We start from the raw sequence: 23945 nt of genomic DNA on the forward strand, positions 1-23945 counted from the left end.
GGACGGGGGCGGGGTATAGGGACGAGTACCGATAGCGATACGGATACGGGTATGGCTGCGACCGAACGGGAGCGCGCGTGCTGGACTACGACAAGGAAGCCGAACGCTACGACGTCTCGCGCGGCGGCGAGCCCCGCGCGGCGGCCGCCGCCAAGGCCGTCCTCGGTCTCGTCCCGGTTCAGGCGCGCAGCCTGCTGGACGTCGCCTGCGGTACGGGCATCGTGACCCGGCGGCTCGCGGCCGGACGGGCCGGGCTGCGGGTGACGGGCGTGGACCGGGCGCCCGCCATGGCCCGGTACGCCGCCGCCCGGCTGCCCGGTGCGGTCGTCCTCGCCGACGGCCGCCGACTCCCCTTCAGGGACGGGGAGTTCGACGCCGTCAGCAGCGTGTGGCTGCTGCACCTCGTCGAGGATCCCGTGGACACGCGGCGGATCCTCGCCGAATGCGCCCGGGTGCTGCGGCCCGGCGGGACGTACGTCACCACGGTCGACAAGGGCGCCTCGCACAACGTGGGCAGCGACATCGATGTCGTGCTGGCCTCGCGTCCGCGTCGGCCGGCCTCCGACACCGCCGCGCTGGTGGAGTCGTACGCCGTCGGATGCGGTCTGGTCCCGGCGGGGCAGGCCCGCTTCCCCGGGCGGGGGCAGGGCCGCAGCCCGCGCCGGGCCATCGCCGACCTGCGACGCGGGTGGTTCGTCACCCTTCCGCCGGGACACCCTCTGGCCGACGACTTCGCCGCCCGCCTCGCGGCCCTGCCCGACCAGGACCGGCCCCGCCCGGACCCCGCGTTCACGCTGAGGGCGTTCCGGAAACCGGTTCCTGGCTCGTTTCCGGACGCGTGAAGTCCATGACCCAGTTGGTCAGCCAGGTCTTCCCGCCGTCCAGCGAGAAGGCCTGCTCCCAGCGGGCGGACGTTTCTGAAACTCCCGACCAGACGAAGCGGGCCCGCACGTCCTTGCCGTCGTGCGTGTCGTCACCGTAGAACTCACCACGGTCGCGCCGACCGTCACTGGGGGTGGGCGCGGGGTCGGTGCCGGGGGCGGTGGCGGAGGCGGTGGCGGAGGCGGACGCGGGGTCGGCATCGGGGGCGGTGAGAGCGTTTCCGTTGCCGCCGAAGCAGCCGATCACCGGTGGAAACAGTCTGCCGCTGCTGCTGGACGACCAGTTCAGCGACCACAGACGGCTCTCCCGGTCGAAGAGCCGCAGCGTCAGCCCCTTCGCCCCGAGGTGCGGCATGTCGATCTCGTCGATGTTCGCGGCCCCGTCGAACAACGGCCAACACCGGACGGTGGACGGGAACTCCTCCCACGCGCTGCCGGCGTCGAGGAAGTCGGTGCGCCGACGGTGGCGGACCTCCCACTCGCCGTGGAGGAAGTCGAAGTCGTGCGGGCTGCTCATATGCGGTCTCCTGTGGTGCCTTCGGGCAGGGAATCGGTCAAGTAGGCTTCGAGATCGGGGACTTGAGGTGCTGCGCGGGCGAGCATGTGGCGCACCCACGCGTCCCGTTCGTGCAGGATCGGCGGCAGTTCCCAGACGCAGCCGATCCACGGCCGGTCGGCGGCGACGAAGTGGGTGGGATCGAGGTCCGGGCAGCCCAGCACCGGCTGGCCCGCCGCCGCGCCCCGGAAGTGCAGGACGTTGCCCCATACCCAGCTGTACGCGTTCAGGTAGGCGCCCGTGTCGTCGCCCCGGTGCAGCACGACGAACGTCGCGGGAGGGGTCCCGTCCGGCTCCGGCAGCAGCCGCGGCAGCATCGCGTACGCGGCCCGCTCCACCTCCGGCGCGATGCCCGCGGGGTCCCGGGTGACGTGATAGCGCTTGATCCGCCGCCCCGCCACCTCGATGGGCGGCGGCACGGTCAGAAGCTTCTCGGCGAAGCCGGAGGTCGAGGTCGAGGTCGAGGCTGACGTCGACGGCGCAGGCGCAGGCGGCGACGGCAACGGTGAAGGTGGGCGTGGGGTCGAGGTCATGGCGGCGACGCTAAGCGCGCTTCACTGCCATCCTGTGTCAGTGAAGTCCAGCCGACTCGTCTCGATCCTCCTGCTGCTCCAGACCAGGGGCCGGATGACCGCCGCCCAGCTCGCCGAGGAGCTGGAGGTCTCGGTCCGCACGGTCTACCGCGACATGGACGCCCTGAGCGCGGCGGGCGTCCCGCTGTACGGCGACGCGGGTCACGCCGGCGGCTATGGCCTGCTCGACGGCTACCGCACCCGCCTGACCGGACTCAACGCGGACGAAGCCGAGGCCCTCTTCCTCGCCGGTGCGCCCGATGCGGCCGCCGAGCTGGGCCTGGGTTCGGTCCTCGCCGCCGCCCAGCTGAAGGTACGGGCCGCGCTGCCGCCCGAACTGCGCGCCCACGCCGACCGGATCAGCGGACGCTTCCACCTCGACGCGCCGGGCTGGTACGCGCAGGCGGAGGAGGCGCCGTATCTCCCGGCGGTGGCGGACGCGGTGTGGAACGGCCGGGTGCTCCACGTCCGCTACCGCCGCTGGGCCGAACCCACCGACGTGGAACGCCGGCTGGAGCCGTACGGCCTGGTGCTGAAGGCGGGCCGCTGGTACGTCGTCGCGGGACCGGGCCCGCGCACCTTCCGCGTCGACCAGATCCTCGAACTCGCGGCATCCGACGAGGAGTTCACCCACCCCGAGGACTTCGACCTGGCCGCGTACTGGACGGCGTACCAGCGCGACTTCCACGACCGGCTCCACCGGGGGACAGCCGTCGTCCGGCTCGCGCCCGGCGTGCGGCTGCCGAAGTCGGCCGACGGACCGCCGGACGACCGAGGTTGGACCCTGGCCACGGTCCCGATCGAGTCGGTCGATCACGCGCATGGCGAATTCCTGCGCCTGGGCACGGACATCGAGGTGCTGGAGCCGCCCGAGCTGCGCGAACGCATCGCCCGAACGGTTGCCGAACTGGCCGAAAGGTACGGCAACTTGACTCCCCGCGGCGGCGACTGAGTGCGGAACCCGTCCGTCCTCTCTGGAGGTTCGTCCGTGCAGCACCCGTACAAGCACCGCAGGCGCCACGCCGCCCTCTTCTCGGCGGTGACAGCGGCGGCGACCCTCGTCGCCGCAGGCCTGACCGCACTCGGCAGCGGCACCGCCGAAGCCGCCACCGCCCGCCAGGTCGAGAAGCTGGACCGGGGTGTGGTCAGCGTCCACACCGACAGCGGCAACCTGGTCGGCTGGCGCTGGCTCGGCACCGACCCGAACGACGTCTCCTTCAACGTCTACCGGGCCGGTGCGTTGGTCAACTCGACCCCGATCACCGGCTCCACCAACTACTTCCACGCCGGCGCGCCCGCCCAGGCCGACTACACGATCCGGGCGATCGTGGGCGGCGTCGAGCAGGCGGACTCCGTCCATGCGATCCAACTGCGCACCGGTTACAAGGACGTTCCCCTCTCCCCGCCCGCCGGCGGCACGACCCCGGACGGCGTCGCCTACACCTACGAGGCCAACGACGCCTCCGTAGGCGACCTGGACGGCGACGGCGCGCTGGACATCGTCCTGAAGTGGCAGCCGACCAACGCCAAGGACAACTCCCAGTCCGGCTACACCGGAAACACGATCCTCGACGGCGTCAAGCTCGACGGAACCCGGCTGTGGCGCGTCGACCTCGGCCGCAACATCCGCTCCGGCGCCCACTACACCCAGTTCCAGGTGTACGACTACGACGGCGACGGCAAGGCCGAGGTCGCGACCAAGACCGCCGACGGCACGGTGGACGGCGCGGGCACGGTGATCGGCAGTTCCTCCGCCGACTACCGCAACTCCAGCGGCTATGTGCTGTCCGGCCCCGAGTATCTGACCATGTTCAACGGCCAGACCGGCCGGGCGATGCAGTCCGTCGACTACGTCCCGGCCCGCGGCACGGTCTCGTCCTGGGGCGACTCATACGGAAACCGCGTCGACCGCTTCCTCGCGGGAACCGCTTACCTGGACGGCGCACGGCCGTCGTTGATCATGGCGCGGGGTTACTACACGCGCACCGTGATCGCCGCCTGGGACTGGCGGAACGGTTCCTTCACCCGCCGCTGGACCTTCGACAGCTCCTCCTCCACCAACACCGGCAAGGGCTACGACGGCCAGGGCTCCCACAGCCTCTCCGTCGGGGACGTGGACGACGACGGCAAGGACGAGATCGTCTACGGCGCGATGGCGGTCGACGACAACGGAAACGGCCTGTGGACGACGAAGACCGGCCACGGCGACGCCCAGCACCTCGGTGACCTGGACCCCTCGCACGCCGGCCTGGAGTACTTCAAGGTCTCGGAGTCGACGTCCCAGCCCGCCGAGCTGTACATCAACCCGGCGAACGGCACGGTCAATTGGAGCCTCGCCGCCTGCTGCGACAACGGTCGCGGAGTCGCCGGTGACATCTGGGCGGGCAACGACGGTGCGGAGGTCTGGTCCGCCTCGGATTCGTCGATCCGCGACGAGGCCGGAGCGACGAAGGGCCGCGAACCGTCCTCCGCCAACTTCCTCTCCTGGTGGGACGGCGACCCGGTCCGCGAACTCCTCGACGGCACCCACATCGACAAGTACGGCACGTCCTCGGACACCCGCCTGCTGACCGGCTCGGGCGTCCACTCCAACAACAGCACCAAGGCCACCCCGTCCCTGTCCGGCGACCTCCTCGGCGACTGGCGCGAGGAGGTCGTCTGGCCCACGTCGGACAACACGGCCCTGAGGATCTACTCGACCCCGATCGAGACGACCACGAAGATCACCACCCTGCTCCACGACACGATGTACCGCACCGGCCTGGCCTGGCAGAACACCGCCTACAACCAACCGCCGCACCCGAGCTTCTTCCTCGGCAACGGCATGGCGACGGCGCCGAGGCCGACGGTGTACACCCCCTGACGCGGACGTGCCGAGGCCCCGCCCGGAGCAGCGGGACGGGGCCTCGGCACGCTCGTGCGGCAGCTCAGTTCAGGGCCTGGGGCACGTTCCCGTAGAACTGGATGGCGGGCCAACCACGCGACGTGAGCAGCTCGTTGATGGCGTCGGCGACGTCGAGCGCGGTGACCTTCTGCGCCGTGGGCGAGTGCATGAAGTCGATGGTGAAGCTCATGATGATGCTTCCGTCCTCCGGTCCGGGCGGGGTGACACCACGGAACGGGACGCTCCAGCCCCAGTCCGGGTCCGTCGCCGTGTCGGTGGCTGTGTCGGTGGCCGTCTCGGCGGCCTGCTCGGCGCCGTCGCTCCCCTCGGCCTGGGCCGGGCCGGCGGCCGCGAGGACCGCTCCCGCCGCGGCCGTACTCGAATAGCCCAACAGGGCGCGTCTGGACACTCCCATGTTCCCCTCCAAGCTCTCCCGCCTCCCGGGTGGGAGGCGGGGTCGATCGTATGAGCGAGAACTCGGCAGTGGCGCTGAACGAGATCATCCGGTTGACCGGGGTCGGGTCAGCTCACCGTGCAGTCCTGATCACCCAGTTGGAACGCCGTCGGTTTCGTGTTCGCGCCCGACCAACTGCCCGTGAAACCGAAGCTCACGGACGAGCCGGCCGCCACGTTGGCGTTCCAGCCGACGTTCTTCGCCGTCACCGTGGAACCCGACTGGGTGTAGTCGGCGTTCCAGAGCTGGGAGATGCTCTGGCCGTTCGGGAAGGCCCAGTCGAGGCTCCAGCCGGACCACGCGCTCGTTCCGGTGTTGGCGAGCTTGACGTCCGCCTGGAAGCCGCCGGACCACTGGTTGGTGATCGTGTACGTCACCGCGCAGGCGCCCGTCGGAGTGGGGTCCGTGGGGTCCGTGGGGTCCGTGGGATCGGTGGGATCCGTCGGGTCCGTGCCCCCGCCCCCGCCGCTCGTGTCGGAGGTGTCCCCGTAGACGACGCCCCGGCCGTTCGTCGAGACGTAGACCCGCCCGTACACCCTCGGGTCGCCCGTGATCGCCGCTCCCGTCCAACCCCACTGGTGGGCATCGTCGTTGATGCGGGTCCAGGTCACGCCCTTGTCCGTGGAGCGGAAGATCCCGCGGACGCCGGCGATCTTCGCGCTGGTGTACAGCGTCTGGTACGACGCGCCCGTCGCCGCCTTGCCGAAGCCGATCGTGTCGGCCTGCTCGACCGTCGACAGCTTGGCGAAGGTCGCGCCGGAGTCGGTGGAGTGCCACAGCCCGTACGCCCCGTCGCTCGCCCCACCGGCCAGCCAGAGGTCCCCCTTCGTGCCCGGCAGCGCCTTGAAGCGCACGCTGTCCCCGGCGGGCAGGCCGGTAGCCGCGGACCCGGTGAAGGTCGCCCCGCCGTCCGAACTCACATAGAACTTGCCCGACTTGAAGCCGTAGAAGACCTTGGGGTCGACCCGGTCCGACTCCACGGTCGCACCGGACGGGATCCCGCTCGATGCCTGCCACGACGTTCCGAAACCGGTTGTGTAATGCACTCCGGTGCCCGCCGGGCTCCACACGAAGCGGCTGCCGTCCGCCGCCGCGGCGACCGTCCCGCCGCCGCTGACCCCCGAAGGGTCCGTGCCCGCCCACCAGTTGGCCCCGTTGTCCGTCGAGAACGCCACATGCGGCCCCGAGTCCAGATTGCCGACCCGTACCACCGTGTTCGGGTTCGTCTCGGCGTAGTCCAGGCTCGTCGTGGAGGTGAAGTTCGGTGAGGTGAACATCATCGACGGCACCTTGGTGAGGTCCGTGTGGCGGAAGCCGCCGACGTCACCGAGCGCGCTGAGCAGCGTCGCGCCGGACGGGGGAGAGGCGATGTCGAGGACGGCCGTCTCCTCCAGCCCCTGCACCATCGGCTTGATCGTGAACTGGCCGCCGCTGTCCCAGTTGGCCAGGTTCTCCGTGCCGTAGATCGTTGCTCCCGTCCCGTACATCATCCGGCTGGAGTTGAACGGGTCGATCTCCAACGCCTCCGTCATCCAGCCGAGTTTGGGCGTCTGCTCGGGAGGTGAGGGATTCGCACCCCAGGTCAGCCAGGGCGACGAGGAGACGTCCATCGTGTACCGGTTGGCGCGGTTGGGATACGAGGTGTAGTCCCACGCCTTCGTCCAGGCGCCGCCGCTGTTCGTCGAGCGGAAGATCTGGGTGTCCGGCCACCAGGAGCTGTACGCGGTGGCCATGACGGTGCCCGGCTTCTGCCGGTCGACGGTCAGCCCGCTGAAGCCGTAGTAGGTGTCGGCCTCCGCCACCGGGCTGATGTCCGTCCACGTCCCGGACGCCGTCGCATACCGCCACAGCCGGCCCTTGCCGCCGTCGTACGGCCCGCCCTTGTCGCTGTATGCGATGTACAGATGACCGTTGACGGTATCCAGCACACCCTTGTGCGCCAGATATCCCGTCGGCTGCCCGGCCACCCGGGTCCAGGTCGCACCCGCGTCCGTCGAGCGGTACACCGCGTTGTCCTTGTCCGCGACCCCGACGTAGATCGTCTTCGTCGCCGTGCCGGACGTCCCCGTGGACTCGTCGAAGGTGACCCAGACGATGCCCTGGTTGTCGGAGGCGTATCCGCTCGTGTCCGTCGGATCCTGCTGGTAGTTGCCGACGTTGGGGAAGTTCGTCACCTGCGACCAGGTGACCCCCGAGTCCGTCGACCGCCACAGCCCCTTGCCGCTCGGCGCGCCCAGATAGAGCACGCTGTTCCTGTTCGGGTCGACCGCGAGACGCTCGCCCATGCCCCGGCCGGGCATGTTGCCGCCCAGTTTGAACGGCAGGTTCGTCTTCTGCCAGCTCGCGCCCCGGTCGGCGGAGCGCAGCACGGCCCCGTTGCCGGGGTCCCAGCTGTTGGTGTATGTGCCGACCGCCGCGTACACCTTGTTCGGGTCGGCGGAGTCGGAGGCCAGGCTCACCACGCCCGTATGCCCCCAGTCCGCCCAGCCGACCGAGTCCAGCAGCGGCGTCCAGGTCTTGCTCGACTCCTGCCAGCGGTACGCGCCGCCGATGTCGGTGCGGGCGTAGGCGAGGTTCTTCTCCTTGCGGTTGAAGACGATGCCCGGTACGAAGCCGCCGCCGTCGATCCGGGCGTTCTTCCAGGTGTACGACTCTGCGGCCAGTGTCGCTCTCGGGCTGTCCGCCGCCAGCGCGGGCGGGCTGCCCGCGACGAGTCCGGCGGCGAGCGCCAGTACGGCCGTGAGGATGCGGGTTCTTCGCACGGTGGGGGTCCTTCCTCGCGAAGCCATGGGGGGAGGGGGGAGGAGATCGGTGCGGGGGAACGGAGCGGGAGGAGACGAACGGCGCGGGGGATGAGGGACGGGTGACGGGTGACGGGTGACGAGGGCCGAGGGACGTGCGACTGCCGGGCGGCCCCCTGTGCGGGTGAGGGCCGCCCGGCCGGGGCCCCGTCGTCAGGTGACGGGACCACGCACGCGGAGCTTCGGGCGACTGAGCGAAGGAGCGGTGCGGTACCGCGCCCCTTCAGGGGCGCGGGGGAACTGCGCGACCGGCCGCAGACGGCACGCAGCCATGAACCGCCCGATCCGCGGAGCGCCCGGCGGGGGCTATTCGAGTAGCTCCGCGTACGAGCCCATGGCCAGGGCGATGTCCGCCTGGGCCCAGAAGCGGTGGTACGTGAACACGGGCGCGGCTCCGCCCGCGAGATAGCTCTCGATCTTCGACCAGGCCGGGTCGCTCTCGTAGAACGAACGCAGCGAGGCGAAGGTCGAGGAGGAGTTGACCGGGTCGCCGTTCGGCATCGTGCCGCTCCAGCCGCTCGGGACGTACACGCCGTCGTCGAAGCGGTTGTAGTCGGCGCGGGTCTCGGGGACCGCGATGCCGAGGGCGTCCTGGTTGTGGGTCCACATGCCGTCCAGGAGCGCCTTGGCGGTCGTCTTCGCCTCCGTGTCACCGGACTTGGCGGCGTAGTACGTCAGGGTCTTGGCGTACGCGGCGGCCACGCCGACGTCGTTGGTGTAGTCGGCGACGGTGACGTGAAGTCCCGTGTTCGCGCCGGGACTTGACGCGTTCCAGGTGTCGGGCTGCCCCGACCACTGGAGGGTGGAGGGGATCCGGAAGGTGCCGTCCGGGTTGATCGTGGTCTTGGACAGCGCCCAGTCGACCCACTTGTCGAGGACCGCCTTGGCGCTCGCGTTCCCCGTCTGCTGGTAGTACTCGGCGACCCGTTCCATCGACCACGCCTGGAAGCCGAACCACTGGTTGGACGGCGGGTCGTGGTAGACGGGCTGCTGGTCGTAGTACATGCCGTAGAAGGTGGACGTACCGGCCGGGGGAGTCGCGTAGCGGCCCGCCCAACTGTTCGTCGCCCCGCCCGCGATGGCGCCCTCGCTGGACTGCAGCCAGCGGTAGAACTCCAGCTGCCGGCCGAGCGACTTCGCCCAATCCGCCTGTCCGGTCGCCGACTTGGGCTTCAGGTCGGCGTAACTGCTGAGGGCGTAGGCGGCCAGGGGATTCTGGTAGCCGCCGTGTGTGTGGCTCGACCCGATGCGCCAGGCCCAGCCCGCGCTGGTGTCCGTGGCGCCGCCCCAGGCGTAGTACCAGGACATCAGATAGTGCGAGGCGTCCTTGCCGGCGCCGGCCGCGCAGGCGGTCGGTCCGACGCAGTTGCCGATCTTCTTGAAGTACTTGTCGTACATCGCATAGCGCAGGTAGTCGCCCATCTTCGCGGCCTTGCCGACGGTCGCGGAAACGTCACTGCCCTTGCCCTGCGCCTTGGCCCAGATGTCCGCCCAGTACGCGGCCTGCACGGCCCGCGCGTCGGCGTCCGGGGCGTTGGTGAACTTCCACTGCTTGGCGTAGGAGGCGTCGCCGGTGAACAGGTCCAGATAGCCGTTCGCGCCGCCGTACTTGAAGGCGTCGCAGGTCGGCTGCGGCACCGTCTCCCACACCGACTCCTGCGCGCCGCGCTGGAAGGTGTTGATGTACGACGGGCCGGTGTCCGTCGGGCCGGCCTCGCACTTGCCGGGCGCGTTGCCGTAGCCGTAGGTGTTGTCGACGTCCTGCAGCCAGTGCATACCGTAGACGTCGTCCGTACCGTATGCAGTCTTCAGTTCACCGGCTATCGGATCCGATCCCACGGACACCCCGGTGTCCAGCCGCGCCGGATACTCGTTCGGGGTGTCCAGCTCGGGCGCGTACGTCGCCGGCTTGGACGCGTTGTAGAAGGAATTGGTCGGCTGGTCGGCGTGGGTGGGGATCATGAACCTCTCCATGATGTCCCAGGCGCCGTTGAACTTGGTCCAGTCGCCCGTGATCTTCCCGTACATGGCCTGCAGCCAGAGAAGGTAGCTGTAGGCCTCCGACGTGGTCTCGTGACCCTGGTCCGGGGCCTCGACGATCAGCGTCTCGACCGAGTGGTAGGGGATGCCCTCGGGTGAGAAGTAACCGTTTGCCGGGTTGGTGATCTTGCCGTAGAGCTCCAGGAACCGGGCGTCGTACGCCTTCGCGCCCGCGATCTCGGTGGCCGTGACCGAGGCCTTCGCATGCCCGGTCGCCGTCGACTCGAAGGTCGCGGCGCCCGTGCCCGTGGCGTCGGCGGTGATGGTCACGTTCTGGGCCGTGGCCCAGTTCGACGGTGTGAACGTGAGGCTCGCGCCGCCTGTCACCGTCAGACCCGTGTTGCCCGAGGTGCGCGCGGTCGTGACGGTCACATTGGCCGACGGCTGGGTCGACAGCTTCAGCGCATAGGAGCCCGTCTTGCCCTGCTGCACCGCCAGTTGGGTCGCGGAGGCGACCACGGCCGGCCCCGAGGCGACCGTGATGCCGACCGGTGTCGACGACGCCGACGCCCCCAGGCTGTCGTAGGCCTTGGCGACCAGGGAGTGGCTGCCCACGGACAATCCGGAAGCGGACAGGGAGTACGGCGAGCTGGTGTCCGTGCCCAGCAGGGTTGTGTCGTCGTAGAACTCGATCTTGGTGATCGTCGCGCTGTCGGCGGCCGCGGCGGTCGCCGCGAGCGGCACCGCGTCCCCTTGCGTGTAGACGGCGCCTGCGGCAGGGCTGGTCAGCACGGTGACCGGCGGCTGATGCGCGCCGACGCAGGTGGTGCCGTTGATGGCGAAGCTCGTGGGAGCGGCGTTCGTGCCGCTGTAGGTGAACTGCGCACCCGTGCTGACCGCCGCGCCCACGGCGATCGTCCCGTTGTAGGTGGCGTTGTTCACGGTGATCTGCTGACCGGACTGCGACCAGCTGCCGTTCCAGCCGTTCGTCAGCTTCTGGTTGCCCGCGTAGGAATACGTCAGGGCCCAGCCGCTGATCGGGTCGGTGCCCCGGTTGGTGAGGGTCAGATCCGCGGTGAACCCGGAGCCCCAGTCGTTGGTCTTGTAGTCCACGCTGCACTGAAGTGCCGCTGCCTGTGCGGGAGTCGAAGTCGAACTCAGCATGGCGAGGGGAAGCGCGAGGGCCGCTGCGACGGCGGTCCACAGGCGCCGCGCCCCGCGACGTCTGCGTGAGTGATCCATGGTGCTGGTTCCTCCTTGCGGCTCGGAGAAGGGGGAGGAGCAACAAGCCTTGAACCAGTGGGAGCGCTCCCATAGTGGGGACGGGGGTGAACGCGGTCAAGGTGCTTGAAGAGTCGAAAAGATTCGACGTCAGAAGTTGAGGGAAAGTCAGCGACTCCCCTGTTCTTTGCCAGCGCTTGGCGCTAACTTCGAGACACCAGTGGGAGCGGTTCCATCAGTCGACGCGTCTGTCAAGACGCGCCTGAGCTGCAAGGAGTCGCTCATGCGACACCCCCCGCGTTCAGTTTTTTTAGCCGTCGCCGGCACGGTCGCCCTCGTCGCGGGCGCCCTGTTACCGGTCGTCGCGGCGCAGGGAGCCACACCCGCGTGCACGGTGGAGTACTCCGTCACCAGCCAGTGGGACGCAGGTTTCCAGGGTGCCGTGAAGATCACCAACAACGCCGCAGCGGTCAGTAGTTGGAGCCTTTCCTTCGACTTCGCGAACGGCCAGAAGGTCACCCAGGGCTGGAACGGCAAGTGGTCCCAGTCCGGCACGACCGTCACCGCGGCGAACGAGAGCTGGAACGGTTCCCTGGGTACCGGCGCGAGCGTCAGCGCGGGCTTCCTCGCCTCGAAGTCGGGGGCGAACGCCGCGCCGGCGACGTTCAGGCTCAACGGCACGACCTGCAACGTCGACACGGAACCGACTCCCACGCCCACCCCCACCACCACCTCTACGACGACCCCCACCCCCACTCCGACCCCGACCGTGCCGCCGTCGACGGAGCCGCCGGACACCGGTGACGAGCCGCCTGAGCTGCGCGTCGTGGGCAACAAGCTTGTGGACGCCGACGGGAAGACCCGCCGTCTGCTCGGCGTGAACCGCTCCGGCGGCGAGTTCATGTGCGTGCAGGGGCACGGCATCTGGGACGGCCCTGTCGACGACGCCGCCGTCCGGGCGATCGCCGACTGGAACGTCAACACGGTCCGCATCCCGCTCAACGAGGAGTGCTGGCTGGGCCTGGCGAACATCAACCCCGCCTATGGCGGCGCGAATTACGTCAACGCCGTCAAGGACCTGGTGGTTCGCGTCGAGGCGCACGGCATGACGCCGGTCGTCGAACTGCACTGGAGCTACGGTCAGTACACGGGAAACTCGGCCGGCTGCTCCGACGTGCACGCCAGCTGCCAGAAGCCGATGCCCGACATGCAGTACACCCCGTCGTTCTGGACCTCGGTGGCCAACGCCTTCAAGAACGACCAGGCCGTCGTGTTCGACCTGTTCAACGAGCCCTACCCGGACCGCGCCACCTCGACGATCACCCAGGCATGGCAGTGCTGGCGGGACGGCGGAACCTGCCCCGGCATCGGGTATGAGGTCGCCGGTATGCAGGATCTCGTCGACTCCATACGATCTACCGGCGCCCAGAACGTGATCCTCGCCGGCGGGCTCGCGTACTCCAACGACCTCGGCCAGTGGCTGACGTACAAGCCGACCGACCCGACCGGCAATCTCGCCGCCGCGTACCACGTCTACAACTTCAACAGCTGCGCGAACGAGAGCTGCTGGAACTCCACCCTCGCCCCCGTCGCCGCCCAAGTGCCGCTCGTGGCAGGGGAGATCGGGGAGAACACCTGCTCGCACGGTTTCGTCGACCAGGTCATGAAGTGGTTCGACGACCGCGGCCTGTCCTACCTGGGCTGGACCTGGAACACCTGGGACTGCTCCTCCGGTCCGTCCCTGATCTCGGGCTACGACGGGACGCCCACGGCATACGGCACCGGCCTGCGCGACCACCTGCGCGCACTCGACGGATAGGCGCGACCGATTTGAGCGCGCCGATTCCGCGAGCCGATCCGGCGGACGGAGCCGGCGAGCCGAAACCGTTTCCGCGAACCGATCCACCGAACGGAACCACCGAACGGAACCAGCGAAGGAACGGACAACACCCTCAACCAAGAAGGAAACCCGCACTCATGAGCCGTAGCAGAACAGCGGTACTCGCCGCGTTGGCGCTGGTCGCCGGCGCCTCCGGGACGGCACTCGCGGTCGTCCCCGGCGATTCGGGCATCGCCGCCATCCCGTGCACCGTCGCCTACCAGGTGCAGAACCAGTGGAGCACCGGCTTCACCGCCGCCGTCACCGTGACCAACAACTCGGCCGCCAAGTCGAGTTGGTCGGTGAAGTGGGCGTACGCCGGCAACCAGACGGTCACCAACGGCTGGAACGCGAAGATCACCCAGTCCGGTACGGCCGTCACCGCCAACAACGAGACCTACAACGGCACGCTGGCGACCGGCGGTTCGGTCAGCTTCGGGTTCCAGGCCTCGTACAGCGGCGCCAACGCGATCCCGACCACCTTCACGCTCGACGGTGTGACCTGCAACGTCGACAGCGGCACCGGCGGACCCACCGACCCGGGCCCGACCGACCCCGGCACTCCGTCCACGAAGGTGGACAACCCCTACGCCGGCGCCAAGGTGTACGTGAACCCCGAGTGGTCGGCGAAGGCCGCGGCCGAGACGGGCGGCAGCCGTATCTCCAGCCAGCCCACCGGTGTCTGGCTCGACCGCATCGCCGCCATCAACGGCGTGAACGGCGGTATGGGTCTGCGCGCCCACCTGGACGCGGCCCTCGCCCAGAAGGGCAGCGGCGACGAAGTCGTCCAGCTGGTCGTCTACGACCTGCCCGGACGGGACTGCGCGGCCCTCGCCTCCAACGGCGAGCTCGGCCCGACGGAGATCGACAAGTACAAGACGCAGTTCATCGACCCGATCGCGACGATCCTCGCCGACAGCAAGTACGCCGGCCTGCGCATCGTCACGACCATCGAGATCGACTCGCTGCCCAACCTCGTCACCAACACCGGCAGCCGGCCCACCGCCACCGCGGCCTGCGACACCATGAAGGCCAACGGCAACTATGTGAAGGGCGTCGGCTACGCGCTGGACAAGCTCGGCGCGATCCCCAACGTCTACAACTACATCGACGCCGGTCACCACGGCTGGCTCGGCTGGGACGACAACTTCGCCCCCTCCGCCCAGCTCTTCTACCAGGCCGCCACCGCCGAGGGCGCGACCGTCGACGACGTGCACGGCTTCATCACCAACACGGCGAACTACAGCGCCCTGAAGGAGAACAACTTCACCATCAACGACTCCGTGGTCGGCAAGTCGGTACGCGAGTCCAAGTGGGTGGACTGGAACCGTTACGTCGACGAGCTGTCGTACGCCCAGGCCTTCCGCAACCAGCTGGTCTCCGCCGGCTTCAGGTCGAACATCGGCATGCTGATCGACACCTCCCGCAACGGCTGGGGCGGCGCCGCCCGGCCCGCCGGTCCGGGCGCGACGACCAGCGTGGACACCTATGTCGACGGCGGCCGTTACGACCGTCGTATCCACATCGGCAACTGGTGCAACCAGTCCGGCGCCGGCCTCGGCGAGCGCCCGCAGGCCGCCCCGGCCGCCGGGATCGACGCGTATGTGTGGATGAAGCCGCCGGGCGAGTCCGACGGTTCCAGCTCAGCCATCCCGAACGACGAGGGCAAGGGCTTCGACCGGATGTGCGACCCCACGTACACGGGCAACCCTCGCAACGGCAACAACATGTCCGGCTCCCTGGCCAACGCCCCGCTGTCCGGGCACTGGTTCTCGGCCCAGTTCCAGCAGCTGATGCAGAACGCGTACCCGCCGCTGTAGGTCGGTGAGCCGATCGGCACGGCACTGAGGTGAAGCAACGGTGATCCGCCGAGGTCGGCCGCGTCTTTCGGGCCGGACTCCGGCGGATCGCTCACTCCGCCGCCGAGCGGTTCCCGTGCCTCGTCCGCGGTGAATCGGCTTGCCGTCCGCATCCTGTTTTTTGCCGTCCCGGCAACAGGAGTGGCCCTCGGCCGGTGCGTCGGCGCACGCTGACGGCACACCGGACGAGAGGCTGACCACCATGGCGCACCATCCGCACGAATCCCACGGCGACCAGCACGCCCAAGGCCAGACACAAGCCCAGGGTCAGCCACAAGCCCAGGGTCAGCCACAAGCCCATGCCCACGGCCAGGGGCATCCCGGTCAGGGTCATGCCGGTCAGCGCCAGGGCCATGCGCGCGGTCATGGCACCGACATCGACTGGGCCGAGATGGCCCCGCACCTGGAGGCGCAGGCCGAGCTGTTCGCGCCCCTGTACGAGCGGGCCCTGTCCTGGCTCGGCAAGGAGGTGACCGAGCCGGGGCTGATCGTGGACGTCGGCAGTGGTCCCGGGGTGGTCTCCTGCCTGTTCGCCGAGACGTTCTCCGGGGCGCGGGTCATGGCGGTCGACGGCTCCGCGCCGCTGCTGGAGCGGGCGCGGCAACGTGCCGACCGGCTCGGGTACGGCGACCGCTTCGGCATCCTGGCCGGTGAACTCCCGGGTGTGCTGGAGGAGTTGGACTACCCGGCCGATCTGCTGTGGGCCGGCCGCAGCCTGCATCACCTGGGCGACCAGCGCGCCGCCCTGACGGCCTTCGCGGAGCGGCTCGCGCCCGGCGGAACGCTGGCGATCATGGAGGGCGGACTGCCGCCCCGGTTCCTGCCGCGCGACCTCGGCTTCGGACGGCCCGGCCTGGAGGCGCGGCTCGACGTGCTGCAGGAGAAGTGGTTCGCCCGGATGCGGGCCGAACTGCCCGGCTCCGTGGCCGAGACCGAGGACTGGGCGGCTCTGCTCGGCGCGGCCGGCCTGAAGCACTCCCGCACCCGCAGTTTCCTGCTCGACCTGCCGGCCCCCGCCTCCGACCGGGCCCGCGCCTACATCGCCGTGTCCCTGTCCCGGCTGCGGGACGTCGTCGGCGATGACCTGGACGCCGACGACCGGGCCACGCTGGACCGGCTGCTCGACCCGCAGGACGAGGCGGGCCTGCACCGCAGGGCGGACGTGTTCGTGCTGGCGGCGCACACCGTGCACACGGCTGTGAAACCGGTTTAGCAACAGCCTGGGCTTGACTTGGAGAGCGCTCCAAGTGATGAACTGCGTGCCGCGTCGTGTGAAGAAGGCGACGCGGCCAATGTAGATATCGCAGGTAACCCAGGTAACGCAGGCAACGCGATGGGGGCACGCCATGACCGACTCTTCCAGCTCGCCGGATGCTCCGGTCGCACTGATCACCGGCGGTGGCAGCGGAATCGGCGCCGCCGTCGCACGGCAGCTGCTGGACGTCGGGTACCGGGTCACCGTGACCGGCCGTGGAGAGGAGCGGCTGCGCGCCTTCGCCGGGGAACTCGGCGAGCCGGCGGGGCTGCTGACGGTCGCCGGGAACGCCGCCGACTACGACTGTGTACAGTCGGCGGTCGACCGTACGCTCAAGGAATACGGTCGACTGGATACAGTCGTCGCCAATGCGGGGACCGCCACCCATGATTCGGTCGCCGAGGGCGACCCGGCGGGCTGGACGGACATGGTGCTGACCAACGTCCTCGGCCCCGCACTCCTGATCCGTGCCTCGATCGACGCACTCAAGGCGACCCGCGGACGGATCGTGCTGGTGGGCAGTGTCGCCGGTTTCGTGCCCACGCCGGGCAACGTCTACGGAGCGACGAAGTTTGCGGTGACCGGTCTCGCGGAGAACACGCGCCGCCAGGTCACCGAGTGGGGCGTCGGCGTGACGCTGATCGCGCCCGGCCGGGTGGAGACCCCGTTCTGGGACAGCTACGGCAGCCTGCCGCCCGGGCACCTGCTGACCGCCGACCAGATCGCGGACTCCGTCGTCTGGGCGATCCGGCAACCCGCGGGCGTCGACGTCAACACCGTCGTCGTACGACCGATCGGGCAGCCCAACTGACCTGGGCGGCGAGCCACTGCGACGCGCGTAGCGGGCGCCCCGGCGAGGGGCGCCCGCTACGCGTCACGGGGGCGGTTCACCCCCGTTCGGTGCTCAGCCGGCGTCGAACGTCGCCGGGTCGGGACCGATGCGACGGTCCTCGTTCAGCGCGCTGATCGCGGCCAGGTCCTCGGTGTCCAGGCTGAAGTCGAACACGTCGATGTTCTCCTTGATCCGCGACGGCGTCACGGACTTCGGGATCACGACGTTGCCGAGCTGGAGGTGCCAGCGCAGCACGACCTGGGCCGGGGTGCGGTTGTGCTTCTGGGCGATGGCCACGATCGCCGGGACCTCGAGAAGTCCCTTGCCCTGACCCAGCGGGGACCAGGCCTCGGTCGCGATGCCCTGCTGCGCGTGGAACTCGCGGGAAGCGTGCTGCTGCAGGTGCGGGTGCAGCTCGATCTGGTTGACCGCCGGGATGACCGAGGTCTCGCCGATCAGCCGCTCCAGGTGGTCGGGCAGGAAGTTGGACACGCCGATCGCGCGGACGCGGCCGTCCGAGAGGAGCTTCTCGAACGCCTTGTACGAGTCGACGTACTTGTCGCGGGCCGGGAGCGGCCAGTGGATGAGGTACAGATCCAGGTAGTCCAGACCGAGCTTCTCCAGGGAGGCGTCGAACGCGCGGAGCGTCGCGTCGTACCCCTGGTCGCCGTTCCAGAGCTTGGTGGTGACGAAGATGTCCTTGCGGGGCACGCCGGAGGCGGTGATGGCCTTGCCGGTGCCCTCCTCATTGCCGTAGATCGCCGCTGTGTCGATGCTGCGGTACCCGGCCTCCAGCGCGGTGGCGACCGCCTGCTCGGCCTCGTCGTCCGGCACCTGCCAGACACCGAAGCCCAGCTGGGGCATCTCCACGCCGTTGTTGAGGATGATCGGGGGGACCTTGCTGCTCACGAGCTCTTGATCCTTCGGTTGTCCGTCAAAGTAATGCTCCCATCGTGAACGATCACGGCGGGTGCTGCATTCCTGACCCCGGTTTTCGTTCGCGGGAGCCCATCGGAAACACGTTTCACGCCTCTCAGAATCACATGAAACGCATGAAACATATGAAACACATTTACCGTCCGTGGGAAACCCTACGTGCGGTACAGCGCGTCGACCTCGTTCGCGTAAGCGTTTTCGATGGCTTTGCGCTTCAGCTTCAGCGACGGGGTCAGCAGACCGTGCTCCTCGGTGAAGGGCTGGGCGAGGATCCGGAAGGTGCGGATCGACTCGGCCTGCGAGACCAGCGTGTTCGCCGCGACGACGGCCCTGCGCACCTCCGCCTCCAGGTCCGGGTCTCGCACCAGCTCGACCGACGTGAGCTGCGGCTTGTCGCGCATCTGCAGCCAGTGCTCGACGGCCTCCTGGTCGAGGGTGACCAGAGCGGCCACGAACGGCCGGTCGTTGCCGACGACGATGCACTGGTTGACCAGCGGATGGTCGCGCACCCGCTCCTCCAGCAGTCCCGGCGAGACGCTCTTGCCGCCGGAGGTGACCAGGATCTCCTTCTTGCGGCCGGTAATGGTGAGGAAACCGTCTTCGTCGAGTGAGCCGAGGTCGCCGGTGGCGAGCCAGCCGTCGTGCAGGGTCTCGTCGGTGGCCTTGGGGTTGTTGAGGTAACCCTGGAAAATGTTCTCGCCGCGCAGCCAGACCTCGTTGTCGTCCGCGATGTGCACGGTCATGCCGGGGATGGCCTGGCCGACGGTGCCGTAGCGGGTGCGCCCGGGCGGGTTGGCGGTCGCGGCCGCCGTCGACTCGGTCAGACCGTAGCCCTCGTAGATCTGCACGCCCGCGCCGGCGAAGAACAGGCCGAGCTTGCGGTCCATGGCCGAGCCGCCGGACATCGCATGCCGGACGCGGCCGCCCATGGCCGCGCGGACCTTGGCGTAGACGAGCTTTTCGAAGAGCTGGTGCTGCATGCGCAGGCCAGCGGAGGGGCCGGGCCCGATGCCCCACGCCTTCGCCTCGACCGCCTCCGCGTAGTTCACGGCCACGTCGACGGCCTTCTCGAAGGGGCCTGCCTTGCCCTCCCGCTCCGCCTTGCGGCGGGCCGCGTTGAAGACCTTCTCGAAGATGTACGGCACGGCGAGGAAGAACGTCGGCCTGAAGGCGGCCAGGTCGGGCAGCAGGGCGGCCGCGTGCAGCTGCGGCTGGTGGCCGAAACGGACCCTGCCCCGGATCGCGGCGATCTGCACCATCCGGCCGAAGACATGCGCGAGCGGCAGAAACAGCAGCGTCGCCGCCTCATCGCCTTTCTTCGAGTGGAACACCGGCTCCCACCGCTCGATCACGGTGTCCGCCTCGAACATGAAGTTTCCGTGCGAGATGACACAGCCCTTGGGCCGGCCCGTCGTACCGGAGGTGTAGATGATCGTCGCGGTCGAGTCGGGGGTGAGCGCTTCCCGGTGCCGGTGGACGACGTCGTCCTCGATGGAGGCGCCGGCGTCGTACAGCTCCTGCACGCACCCCGAGTCCAGCTGCCACAGCTGACGCAGCCGGGGGAGCCGGTCGATGACGGTGGCGATCGTCATCGCGTGGTCCTCGTGCTCGACGATCGCGGCGGTGCACTCGGCGTCGTAGAGCATCCAGAAACACTGCTCGGCGGAGGAGGTCGGGTAGACCGGCACCACCTGGGCGCCCACCGTCCACAGGGCGTAGTCGAACAGCGTCCACTCGTAGCGGGTGCGGGACATGATCGCGACGCGGTCGCCGAAGCGGATGCCCTGGGCGAGAAGGCCCTTGGCGAGGGCGAGGACCTCGTCGCGGAACTCGGCGGAGGTGACGTCGCGCCATTCGTCCCGGTCGTCCTTGCGGCCGAGGGCGATGTAGTGCGGCTCCTCCTGGGCGTACTGGAAGACGACGTCGGCCAGACCGCCGACGGGCGGCGCCAACGCCAACGGAGGGTTGGTGAACTCGCGCAAACCCAGCACCCCGCTTCTCATGGCCGCACAGCGCCGTGAAAGCTACCCCACCGAACGACGGTGCGGGAGGGGGGCGGAAAACGAGTGATGCTCGTGTCTGCGCTGGTCAGTGCCGGAAAATGGGCTCACATGGGGAAGGGTCGGACAGGAAACTGACGGTTGAGTAAGTTTCGGTACCGCAATCTCCACCGAATCTGCCCTTACCGCTTACGCTGCCTGACCCCTTCCGAGGCCCGTCACGGCCTGCACCGCCCGACCCCGTCCCCCGATGTCACGGGCGAGGGGTCACCCTCTCCTCGGACAGCGCCGGAGTCGCGGATTCCGTTACCGCTGCCGCGGCCGCGCGCGGCGGCCTGACCAGCGCCAGGACGAGCACGGCGGCCGCGATGCCGATGCAGCCAGCCATCACCAGCGCCGCGTCCAGCCCGGAGGCGAACGCGGACCGCAGGGCGTGTTCGGAGAACGCACCTCGCAGCGCCGCTGCGCCCCCGCCCGCCAGCGTGTGGGACGCGTCGTGCGGCAGTGTCTCGGTCATCCGGGAGGTCGCGACGGTGCCGAAGACCGCCACTCCGAGCGCGAACCCGAGCTGCCGCACGGTGTTCACGGCTCCGCCCGCCATTCCGGCCCGCGCCGGCTCCACCGCGGCCAGCGCCGCCCCCGCCACGGTAGGTGCGACGAAACCGGTTCCTATGCCCACCAGCACGAACCCGGGTATCAACGCCGTCCAGTCCGAACCCGCGTCGAGCACAGCCTGGCAGAAACAGCCGAAACCGATCAGAAACAGCCCGCCTCCGATGGTCAGCCGGGCCGGCGCCCCGTGCAGCCGCTTCCCGACCAGGATCGCGGTCACCATGGCGGCCACGGTCATCGGCAGCAGTGTCAGTCCGCTGCGCACCGGACTCATCCCCAACAGCGTCTGCATCCAGAGGGAGAGATACGGCGTCACCCCGAACGCCACGCCGTTGAAGGCCAGCGCGCCCACCATCACCCCCACGAACGCGGGCCGGCGCAGCAGCGACAGATCCAGCAGCGGATGCGCCGCCCGACGCTGCACCAGCACGAAACACACCAGCGCGAGCGCGGCGAGCCCGAACGAGACGAGCGTCGCCGACGCCGTCCAGCCGTCCTGACCGGCCCGCACCACCGCGTACGTCGTCCCGCCCGCGAAGGCTGCGAAAGCCGCCGTGCCCGCCCAGTCGACCCGCATCCCGCGCGCGCCCCGCGACTCCGGCACCTCCTTCAGCGTCAGCCACAGCGCGACCAGGCTCACCGGCAGGTTCACGAAGAAGATCCACCGCCAGCCCGGGCCCTCCGTCAGCAGCCCGCCCAGCACCGGCCCGACGGCTGCTGCCGCGCCGCTCACCGCGCCCCACACCCCGAGCGCCACCGACCGCTGCCGGCCCTGGTAGACCGAGCCGAGCAGCGGGAGCGTCGTCGCGAGCATGGCAGCCGCACCCACGCCCTGCACGACCCGCGCGGCCACGAGGGTCACCGGCCCGCTCGCCAGCCCGCACAGCAGCGACGCGGACGCGAACAACCCCACCCCCGCCACATGCACCCGGCGTCGCCCCAGGATGTCGGCGGCGGCTCCCGCGCCCAGCAGCAGCGCGGCCAGCGCCAGCGCGTACCCGTCGACCACCCACTGCAGATCGCTCAGCGAGGCGTCCATCGCCCGCGCCATGTCCGGCAGCGCCACCAGCACGATCGTCACGTCCAGCAGCAGCATGAACGTGCCCAGGCACACCGCGGTCAGCGGCCCCCAGGTGCGCATGTTTCCGCTTGTGCGCATGTTCCACTCCTCGATTTTCCCGTTTTCCTGCGATGGGTTTCCTGCGTCTCCACCCTGGGGTGGGGGCGGTCGATCACCATGGAAACCGATGAACGGTCGACGGAATCCGACGGAGGGCAGCTCGATGGAGATGGAATCCCACACCCTGGACAAGCTGGACCTGGAACTGCTGTCGGCGCTGGAGGTGGACGGCCGGGCCTCCTTCAGCAGGATCGGCACGGTCCTCGGGGTCTCCGACCAGACGATCGCCCGTCGCTACCGTCGGCTCTGCGCCGAGGCCGGCCTCAGGGTCGTCGCCGTCCGCGACGCCGAACGCCTCGGTCAGGATCAGTGGATGCTGCGTCTGCGCTGCGTTCCCGACAGCGCCACGGTCATCGCCGACGCGCTCGCCAAACGGCCCGACACGCACTGGATCGGCCTGGGCTCGGGCGGCACCGAGATCGTCTGCATGACCCGGCCCCGCCACCCCGGCGACCACGACGACCTGCTGCTCGGCAAACTTCCGCGCACGCCGAGCGTGGTGGAGATCCGTGCTCAGCAACTCCTCCACCGTTTCTACGGCGGCCCCAGCGGCTGGATGCGCAAGTTCGGGGCGCTCGACGACGATCAGGTCGCCGCCCTGACTCCGCGCCTCGACCCGGGAACGGCGGCGGGAGCGATCGGGGGAGCAGCCGGGGGAGCGGCCGGGAGAGCAGTGGGGGGCCTGATGGGGGCGGCGCCGGGGCCGGCCCGAATCGACCCCGAGGACGAGCCCCTGCTCGCGGTGCTCGAACGCGACGGCCGCGCCACCTACCCCGAACTCCAGCGGGCCACCGGCCGTTCCGAGTCCGCCGTGAAACGCCGTCTCGCCGCCCTGCTCGCCTCGGGCGCGATCTACATCGACGTCGAGTACCACTCCGAGTTCGTGGGCTATCCCCTCGCCGCCGTCCTGTGGATCACCACGACGCCTTCCGCGCTGCACTCGGTCGGCGAGGCGCTCGCCACCCACGACGAGGTCGCCTTCGCCTCGGCCACGGCCGGTCCCTCCCACATCGTGGTGACGGCGGTGGTCCGGGGGACGGCCGGCCTGTACGGCTACCTCAGCGGGCCCTTGGGCCGGCTGGAGGGCGTCCAGCACGTGGAGGCCACGCCGATCCTGCGGAGGGTGAAGCAGTTGACGTATCAGCCTGAAGGGCGGTGAAGGGCGGCGGACGCGGTCCGGCGGTGCAGTCGGTCGCCGCCCGCCAGGATCGCCGCCGCCAGCGCGTCCGCGGCGCCCTGCGCCGACGAAGCCTTGCGTCCGTGCACGAGCACGAAGTCGACCCGCCCCAGCTCAGGCATGCCCGCCCGTTCCGGGATCCGTACCAGGCCCGGCGGGATCAGGCCCCGTGAGTGCGCCATGACACCCAGGCCCGCTCGGGCCGCCGCGATGAGTCCGTTGAGGCTGCCGCTCGTGCAGACGATCCGCCAGGCCCGCCCCTGCCGCTCCAGCGCCTCCAGGGCCAGGGCGCGGGTGATGCCGGGGGGCGGGAACACGATCAGCGGGACGGGACGATCGGCGTCCAAGCGCAGCCGCTCCGCGCCGATCCACACCAGCTTGTCGTGCCACACCAGCTCGCCGCGCGGATCCTCGGGGCGGCGCTTGGCCAGCACCAGGTCCAGTTTCCCCGCGGCGAGCTGCTCGTGCAGGGTGCCCGACAGCTCCACCGTCAGTTCCAGGTCGACCTCGGGATGGTCGTGGCGGAAACCCTCCAGGATCTCCGGCAGCCGGGTCAGCACGAAGTCCTCCGAGGCGCCGAAGCGCAGCCGCCCGCGCAGCCGGGTGCCGGTGAAGAACGCCGTGGCCTGCTCGTGGACGTCCAGGATGCGGCGGGCGAACCCGAGCATCGCCTCGCCGTCCTCCGTCAGTTCCACCGAGTGCGTGTCCCGCGTGAACAGCGCCCGCCCGGTCGCGTCCTCCAGTCGGCGTACGTGCTGGCTGACGGTCGACTGACGCAGCCCGAGCCGTCGCGCGGCCTGCGTGAAACTCAGCGTCTGGGCCACGGCGAGGAAGGTCCGCAGATGGGAGGGCTCGTACACGCCGCC

At 69.7% G+C, this 23945-nt stretch carries 17 protein-coding genes; 8 read left to right on the forward strand and 9 right to left on the reverse strand.

All coding sequences use genetic code 11. The annotated features are described in order from the left end of the window. The first annotated feature begins 77 nt into the window (after positions 1-77). A complete protein-coding gene (locus ACWCPF_RS12300) occupies positions 78-842 on the forward strand; it encodes a class I SAM-dependent methyltransferase (protein WP_451044929.1) in 765 nt (254 codons plus the stop codon). On the opposite strand, the gene ACWCPF_RS12305 is transcribed toward ACWCPF_RS12300, so the two are convergent. Together ACWCPF_RS12305 and ACWCPF_RS12310 are read right to left on the reverse strand one after the other, a co-directional pair. Beyond that, positions 790-1398, reverse strand: a complete 609-nt coding sequence (locus ACWCPF_RS12305) for a hypothetical protein (RefSeq protein ID WP_451044930.1) — start codon at positions 1396-1398, stop codon at positions 790-792. The genes ACWCPF_RS12300 and ACWCPF_RS12305 overlap by 53 nt on opposite strands. Next, entirely contained in the window at positions 1395-1856 is a 462-nt protein-coding gene (locus ACWCPF_RS12310; RefSeq protein ID WP_451044931.1) for a hypothetical protein, read from the reverse strand. The genes ACWCPF_RS12305 and ACWCPF_RS12310 overlap by 4 nt, the downstream gene beginning before the upstream one ends. Before the next feature lie 154 nt (positions 1857-2010). Between ACWCPF_RS12310 and ACWCPF_RS12315 the strand changes: the two genes are divergently transcribed. Together ACWCPF_RS12315 and ACWCPF_RS12320 are read left to right on the forward strand one after the other, a co-directional pair. Beyond that, positions 2011-2961, forward strand: a complete 951-nt coding sequence (locus tag ACWCPF_RS12315; RefSeq protein WP_451044932.1) for a helix-turn-helix transcriptional regulator — start codon at positions 2011-2013, stop codon at positions 2959-2961. A gap of 36 nt (positions 2962-2997) precedes the next feature. Then, complete coding sequence (locus tag ACWCPF_RS12320) at positions 2998-4872, forward strand: rhamnogalacturonan lyase (RefSeq protein ID WP_451044933.1); 1875 nt, start codon at positions 2998-3000, stop codon at positions 4870-4872. Between the two features lie 64 nt (positions 4873-4936). Here ACWCPF_RS12320 and ACWCPF_RS12325 read toward each other — a convergent pair whose 3' ends face one another. From ACWCPF_RS12325 to ACWCPF_RS12335, 3 genes are all read right to left on the reverse strand, one after another. After that, positions 4937-5308, reverse strand: a complete 372-nt coding sequence (locus ACWCPF_RS12325; protein ID WP_451044934.1) for a hypothetical protein — start codon at positions 5306-5308, stop codon at positions 4937-4939. Positions 5309-5415: 107 nt separating this feature from the next. Then, a complete protein-coding gene (locus tag ACWCPF_RS12330; protein ID WP_451044935.1) occupies positions 5416-8109 on the reverse strand; it encodes a cellulose binding domain-containing protein in 2694 nt (897 codons plus the stop codon). 345 nt (positions 8110-8454) lie between these two features. Continuing rightward, positions 8455-11370, reverse strand: a complete 2916-nt coding sequence (locus tag ACWCPF_RS12335) for a glycoside hydrolase family 48 protein (RefSeq protein WP_451044936.1) — start codon at positions 11368-11370, stop codon at positions 8455-8457. A 262-nt stretch (positions 11371-11632) separates the two neighbouring features. Between ACWCPF_RS12335 and ACWCPF_RS12340 the strand changes: the two genes are divergently transcribed. From ACWCPF_RS12340 to ACWCPF_RS12355, 4 genes are all read left to right on the forward strand, one after another. After that, positions 11633-13168 (forward strand): cellulase family glycosylhydrolase, encoded by a 1536-nt coding sequence (locus ACWCPF_RS12340; protein ID WP_451044937.1) that lies wholly within the window; start codon positions 11633-11635, stop codon positions 13166-13168. 158 nt (positions 13169-13326) lie between these two features. Continuing rightward, positions 13327-15048, forward strand: a complete 1722-nt coding sequence (locus tag ACWCPF_RS12345; RefSeq protein ID WP_451044938.1) for a glycoside hydrolase family 6 protein — start codon at positions 13327-13329, stop codon at positions 15046-15048. Positions 15049-15289: 241 nt separating this feature from the next. Further along, a complete protein-coding gene (locus ACWCPF_RS12350) occupies positions 15290-16300 on the forward strand; it encodes a class I SAM-dependent methyltransferase (protein ID WP_451044939.1) in 1011 nt (336 codons plus the stop codon). A 133-nt stretch (positions 16301-16433) separates the two neighbouring features. Continuing rightward, on the forward strand, positions 16434-17153 hold the full coding sequence (locus ACWCPF_RS12355; protein WP_451044940.1) for an SDR family oxidoreductase: 720 nt from the start codon (positions 16434-16436) through the stop codon (positions 17151-17153). 93 nt (positions 17154-17246) lie between these two features. Here ACWCPF_RS12355 and ACWCPF_RS12360 read toward each other — a convergent pair whose 3' ends face one another. From ACWCPF_RS12360 to ACWCPF_RS12370, 3 genes are all read right to left on the reverse strand, one after another. Beyond that, on the reverse strand, positions 17247-18083 hold the full coding sequence (locus ACWCPF_RS12360; protein ID WP_451044941.1) for an aldo/keto reductase: 837 nt from the start codon (positions 18081-18083) through the stop codon (positions 17247-17249). Between the two features lie 182 nt (positions 18084-18265). Further along, on the reverse strand, positions 18266-20092 hold the full coding sequence (locus ACWCPF_RS12365) for an AMP-dependent synthetase/ligase (protein WP_451045154.1): 1827 nt from the start codon (positions 20090-20092) through the stop codon (positions 18266-18268). A gap of 271 nt (positions 20093-20363) precedes the next feature. Beyond that, the gene (locus ACWCPF_RS12370; RefSeq protein ID WP_451045155.1) at positions 20364-21863 is read right to left on the reverse strand and encodes an MFS transporter; all 1500 of its coding nucleotides are present in this window, start codon (positions 21861-21863) and stop codon (positions 20364-20366) included. Positions 21864-22005: 142 nt separating this feature from the next. Between ACWCPF_RS12370 and ACWCPF_RS12375 the strand changes: the two genes are divergently transcribed. Then, complete coding sequence (locus tag ACWCPF_RS12375) at positions 22006-23061, forward strand: Lrp/AsnC family transcriptional regulator (protein WP_451044942.1); 1056 nt, start codon at positions 22006-22008, stop codon at positions 23059-23061. Here ACWCPF_RS12375 and ACWCPF_RS12380 read toward each other — a convergent pair. Next, positions 23043-23939 carry a LysR substrate-binding domain-containing protein gene (locus ACWCPF_RS12380; protein WP_451044943.1) on the reverse strand — a complete coding sequence of 299 codons (897 nt, stop codon included), beginning with the start codon at positions 23937-23939 and terminating at the stop codon, positions 23043-23045. The two genes, ACWCPF_RS12375 and ACWCPF_RS12380, sit on opposite strands and share 19 nt — an antisense overlap. Between the last annotated feature and the right edge of the window lie 6 nt (positions 23940-23945).

Source organism: Streptomyces sp. NPDC001858 (assembly GCF_053594615.1).

Coding starts and splice junctions, on each gene's coding strand:
- ACWCPF_RS12370 (WP_451045155.1), bottom strand. CDS start 21,863: ATGCGCACCTGGGGGCCGCTGACCGCGGTGTGCCTGGGCACGTTCATG.
- ACWCPF_RS12375 (WP_451044942.1), top strand. CDS start 22,006: ATGGAGATGGAATCCCACACCCTGGACAAGCTGGACCTGGAACTGCTG.
- ACWCPF_RS12305 (WP_451044930.1), bottom strand. CDS start 1,398: ATGAGCAGCCCGCACGACTTCGACTTCCTCCACGGCGAGTGGGAGGTC.
- ACWCPF_RS12325 (WP_451044934.1), bottom strand. CDS start 5,308: ATGGGAGTGTCCAGACGCGCCCTGTTGGGCTATTCGAGTACGGCCGCG.
- ACWCPF_RS12335 (WP_451044936.1), bottom strand. CDS start 11,370: ATGGATCACTCACGCAGACGTCGCGGGGCGCGGCGCCTGTGGACCGCC.
- ACWCPF_RS12350 (WP_451044939.1), top strand. CDS start 15,290: ATGGCGCACCATCCGCACGAATCCCACGGCGACCAGCACGCCCAAGGC.
- ACWCPF_RS12355 (WP_451044940.1), top strand. CDS start 16,434: ATGACCGACTCTTCCAGCTCGCCGGATGCTCCGGTCGCACTGATCACC.
- ACWCPF_RS12340 (WP_451044937.1), top strand. CDS start 11,633: ATGCGACACCCCCCGCGTTCAGTTTTTTTAGCCGTCGCCGGCACGGTC.
- ACWCPF_RS12345 (WP_451044938.1), top strand. CDS start 13,327: ATGAGCCGTAGCAGAACAGCGGTACTCGCCGCGTTGGCGCTGGTCGCC.